This is a genomic window from Globicatella sanguinis NBRC 15551, from assembly GCF_001552295.1.
In the GTDB taxonomy this organism is placed as follows: Bacteria; Bacillota; Bacilli; order Lactobacillales; family Aerococcaceae; genus Globicatella; species Globicatella sanguinis.
The window spans coordinates 1-3,059 of sequence record NZ_BCQX01000174.1 but is presented as its reverse complement, the minus strand read 5'-3'; the positions used below and the strand labels follow the sequence as shown (position 1 = coordinate 3,059).

The 3,059-nt window shown below is 33.6% G+C and carries 3 protein-coding genes; all 3 read right to left on the bottom strand.

Annotated elements, in window-relative coordinates; genetic code table 11:
* Positions 1-27: 27 nt before the first annotated feature.
* On the bottom strand, positions 28-999 hold the full coding sequence (locus GSA01S_RS09825) for a UbiA family prenyltransferase (protein WP_066127116.1): 972 nt from the start codon (positions 997-999) through the stop codon (positions 28-30).
* Entirely contained in the window at positions 974-2,086 is a 1,113-nt protein-coding gene (locus GSA01S_RS09820; RefSeq protein WP_066127114.1) for an FAD:protein FMN transferase, read from the bottom strand. Before GSA01S_RS09820 ends, GSA01S_RS09825 begins: the two co-directional genes overlap by 26 nt.
* A gap of 203 nt (positions 2,087-2,289) precedes the next feature.
* On the bottom strand, positions 2,290-3,059 hold a 770-nt coding region (locus GSA01S_RS09815; protein ID WP_066127112.1), incomplete at its 5' end, for an FMN-binding protein.

The following is a 3,059-nucleotide window of genomic DNA, read 5'->3' as shown; positions in this document are numbered from 1 at the left end:
GAACAACCCTTTAGGATTTTAGAATTTTTAAAATAAAGTGCTGATATTCACGATAATTAATATCAATAAATAAATACTAGCAAATAAAATAAAACTTTTTATCGCTTCACCAAAAGCTGGTTTCTCCATATAATTTTGGCGATAAGTCATCACACTTCGATATTGAGGTATTACCCCAATAAAAGCAATCGCACACCACCAAGGTAAATTACCTAATAATAAAAACAATAAGAAAAATAGCCAAGGTAAAGCACTTAACACTTGATATAAGATGATTGCAAAAGGACGCCCGACATAATAGACTAGTGTAAAACGTTCATTTTCGATGTCAGTATCTAAATCACGAATATTATTCGCTAACATAATATTGGCAATTAAGGACACTAAAGGCAACGACATCATAAATATTTCAATTGTATGTAACCAATGCCAATTTAAAGTCATCATTGGAACATTCCACTGAGTTGAAATTAAAAGTGTAGGGTCTTGAATGAAAACGGCCAGAAAAAAGATACCAAATCCCATCGTAAAGCCGGAGAAAAATTCACCATAAGGCGTTCTTGAAATAGGCGTCGGACCATAAGTATACATAATCCCAATAAAGAAACAAATCGCACCTAAAATCAATAATATAGGATCTGTCTTAAAGACTAATATAAATGAAAAAATGATCGCAATCGCTAATAAGACTAATAGAATGATGACCATATTTCTTGGCGATAGATTATAGATACCAATGACATTTTCTTCTTTGATATAACGCTCAGACTTTGCTTTATAATAGTCCATTGTATTATTAATGGCCGTAGTACACATATCAAAAAACAATACCGCTATTATAAATAGTAACGTATTTAAGCCATTAAAAGCTTGATAACGATAAAGTGCCCACATTATTCCAATCAACATGGGAAATACACTGGCTATCTTCGTTTGAATCTCAACGAATTTTAAAAATATTTTGATATTTTCTTTACTCAACAACTTTATACTCCTCATTCGTTAACTTGAATTTATCTTTTAGACCCGATGTTAAATACACACGATGTTCCTTATCGATAAATGCTGCTTCTACACCTTCTAAACTCTCAACAAACTCAATTCCATCTTCGATACCAAATAAGAATAATGACGTTGAAAGACCATCTCCATCGACCGATTCGGGAGCAAAAACAGTCACTCCTGAAATTTCATTATCCAATGGATAACCTGTTTTTGGATCTAAAATATGATGGTAACGTACACCATCCACTTCTAAATAGCGTTCATAAACACCTGAAGTGATTACTGTGTAATCTTTCATTCTTACTGTACCAACTACCGCACCACGAACTTCATCCGGATCTTGCACCCCAACATTCCATCCTTCTTCATTTGATGGAGATGTCCCCATCACAATAACATTTCCGCCAAGGTTGACAATCGCGGTATTAACACCTGCTGCTTTTAAATATTTGACGACACCACTCCCAATATACCCTTTGGAAATACCACCTAATTCCATTACCATTCCTTCTTCAGCTAATTTAACTGTTTGATTTTTTTCATCTAAAATCACTTTATGGTAATCAATTTTTTTAAGACCCGCATCAATTTCACTTTGTTCAGGCTTACGCGCCGCTTCATCGCCTATGCGCCACAAATTAGTCACCGCTCCAATTGTAATATCAAATTTACCTTTACTTAATTCGGATACTTCTAACGCTTTTTGAATTAATTCAAACGTTTCTGGAGCTACTTTAACAGCTTCTTTTCCTGCTGCTTGATTAATACGATAAACATCGGATCCTTCTAAATTAGTTGAAAATAATTTTTCCATACGTTCAATATAATCAAAAGCCAAGTCCATTACTTCTTCTTGATTTTCATGATAAATTTGAATTTGAACAGCAGTATGTAATAATGATTCTGTGCGCGACAAAGGTGTTTTAACGACCTTCAGTGGTAATTGATCATTTTTGATTGAAGCACCAGTGACGACTTCTGCTTCAGTTGATTCTTCCGCTTGGATTGAAAATGTTGGAACAAATAGCAAAGTACTCATTAACAATAAGCTAAGCTTTTTAACTTTCTCTTTTTTTAACATTCTTTTACATTCCACCTTTTAAAAAACATTAACAACTCCATTTTACTAAAGTTTCACTATACTGTCACTTAAAAGTTAAACATTGGTAGAATATTAACCAGCATCATGCCATGCATAAAAAAGCCTCAAACACGATAATCAGTTTGAGACTTTTCATATTATTTTAAAGTTTTAGCTTTAAAAGATTATTCTGTTAAATAAGATTATTCAGCTGCTACTTCAACTTCAATTGTTTCAGTATCACCTTTAGCTGCTGCTTCTAATAATAAATTAGCATATTCAACGAAAGCATCATAAGTGCTAGTTGCACCTGAAACTACTTCTAAATCAGTTGATTGTTTTTCTACTAATCCAGCATTTAAAGCTTCAACTGCTTCAGCAAATGAAGCACCTGCTTTTTCTTTCATTGAAGTATTATACTCTTCATTTTCAGATTTTAAATTACCATCTTTATCGACCATGTCGTATTTAGATTCTGCAACTTTTCCATCTTTAACAACTAAAGTGAAAGTATGAGCCCATCCACGTTCATCTTCATTAGATTTAAGTGTATATTCACCATCAACTAAAGCAACCTCATCAATATTTGTTTCTTCAGTATCACCTTTAGCTGCTTTTTCTAATAAAGCTGTTGCTGATTTTACAAAGTTTTCTGCAGTATGTGTTGCACCTGAAACCACTTCTACTTCAGCTTCTTGACCTTCTACTAAAGCTGCATTTAATTGTTCAATAGCTTCTTTAGAAGATACGCCCGCTTTGTCTTTCATATTTTTGTTATATTCTTCATCTTCAGTTTTTCTGTCGCCTGCTTCATTGTAGTAGTCGAAATCGGAAGATGTCACTTTACCATCTTTTACTTCGATAGTATGTTTTACTGCCCAACCACGTTCGTCCGGATTACCAACAACAGTATAAGTACCATCTTGTAACCCATCAGTAGCTACTTCTGAATCTTCATCAGTTGTTTCTTCTT

Coding starts and splice junctions, on each gene's coding strand:
- GSA01S_RS09825 (WP_066127116.1), bottom strand. CDS start 999: ATGAGGAGTATAAAGTTGTTGAGTAAAGAAAATATCAAAATATTTTTA.
- GSA01S_RS09820 (WP_066127114.1), bottom strand. CDS start 2,086: ATGTTAAAAAAAGAGAAAGTTAAAAAGCTTAGCTTATTGTTAATGAGT.